We start from the raw sequence: 1,934 nt of genomic DNA on the forward strand, positions 1-1,934 counted from the left end.
CGGCGCAACAGCGAGGAGGGGACCATGACGACCGAAGCGATTGAAAAGCATCCGATTCCATCGGGCTTTGACAAGGCCCATGTGGGACCGGCGGACTATGCCCGCCTGTATGCCGAATCAATCGAAGACCCCGAATCGTTCTGGGGCCGCGAAGGGCGCCGCCTGGACTGGATCCACCCCTATAGCATCGTCAAGAACACCGACTTCACCTTCGGCAAGGTGTCGATCAAGTGGTACGAGGACGGCATCCTGAACGCCTCGGTCAACTGCATCGACCGCCACCTGCCCAAGCGCGCCAACCAGACGGCGATCATCTTCGAACCCGACGATCCCGCGACGCCCGCCCAGCACATCACCTATGCGGAACTGTCGGAAAAGGTGAACCGCTTCGCCAATGTCCTGCTGTCCCAGGGCATCATGCGTGGCGACCGGGTGGTGATCTATCTGCCGATGATCCCCGAGGCGGCCTATGCGATGCTGGCCTGCGCGCGGATCGGGGCGATCCATTCCATCGTCTTCGCGGGCTTTTCCCCCGACGCGCTGGCGAACCGCATCAACGACTGCGGCGCCAAGGTGGTCATCACCGCCGACACCGCCCCACGCGGCGGGCGCAGGACGAACCTGAAATCGAACACCGACGCCGCCCTGCTGCATTGTTCCGACCGGGTGCGCTGCCTGGTGGTCAAGCATACCGGCGACCAGACCACCTGGATCGACGGCCGCGATGTGGACGTCAAAGCGCTGATGGAGACCGCAAGCCCCGACTGCCCGCCGCGTCCCATGGGGGCCGAGGATCCGTTGTTCATCCTCTACACCTCGGGGTCCACCGGCAAGCCCAAGGGGGTCGTGCATACGACAGGCGGCTATCTGGTCTATGCCGCGATGACGCATCAGTACACCTTCGACTACAAGGACGGCGACGTCTTCTGGTGCACGGCGGATGTGGGCTGGGTCACGGGCCACAGCTATATCGTCTATGGCCCGCTGGCCAATGGCGCGACCACGGTGATGTTCGAAGGCGTGCCGACCTATCCCGACGCGGGCCGCTTCTGGGAGGTCTGCGCCAAGCACAAGGTGACGCAATTCTATACCGCGCCGACCGCGATCCGGTCGCTGATGGCCAAGGGCACCGATCCGATCCAGGGCCACGACCTGTCGTCCTTGCGCATCCTGGGCACGGTGGGCGAGCCGATCAACCCCGAGGCCTGGAACTGGTACAACGACAACATCGGCAAGGGCCGCTGCCCCATCGTCGATACCTGGTGGCAGACGGAAACCGGCGGGCACCTGATCACGCCGCTGCCCGGCGCCACGGAAACCAAGCCGGGTTCGGCCACGCTGCCCTTCTTCGGCATCAAGCCCGTGATTCTGGAAGCCGAATCCGCTAAGGTGGTCGAGGGCAACCCGGCCGAGGGCGTCTTGTGCATCGCTGACAGCTGGCCCGGCCAGATGCGCACGCTGTGGGGCGATCACCAGCGCTTCCAGGAGGCTTATTTTCAGCAATATCCGGGTTACTACTTCACCGGCGACGGCTGCCGCCGGGACGAGGACGGCTATTACTGGATCACCGGCCGCGTGGACGACGTCATCAACGTCAGCGGCCACCGCATGGGCACGGCCGAAGTCGAATCGGCCCTGGTCGCGCATGAGAAGGTCGCGGAGGCCGCCGTGGTCGGTTACCCGCATCCGCTGAAGGGGCAGGGCATCTATGCCTATGTCACGCTGATGAACGGCGTGCAGCCCTCCGACGAATTGCGCGGCGAGCTTGAGAAATGGGTCCGCACGGAAATCGGCCCCATCGCCAAGCCCGACGTGATCCAATGGGCGCCCGGCATGCCCAAGACCCGGTCCGGCAAGATCATGCGCCGCATCCTGCGCAAGATCGCCGAGAACGACTATGGCAGCCTGGGCGACATCTCGACCCTGGCCGAACC

1 protein-coding gene is annotated in these 1,934 nt (G+C 64.6%); it reads left to right on the forward strand.

The features are described 5' to 3' along the window. Window positions 1-24: 24 nt before the first annotated feature. On the forward strand, window positions 25-1,934 hold a 1,910-nt coding region (gene acs, locus CK944_RS21990; protein ID WP_103175161.1), incomplete at its 3' end, for an acetate--CoA ligase.

Source organism: Paracoccus sp. SY (genome assembly GCF_002901215.1).
GTDB lineage: Bacteria > Pseudomonadota > Alphaproteobacteria > Rhodobacterales > Rhodobacteraceae > Paracoccus > Paracoccus acridae.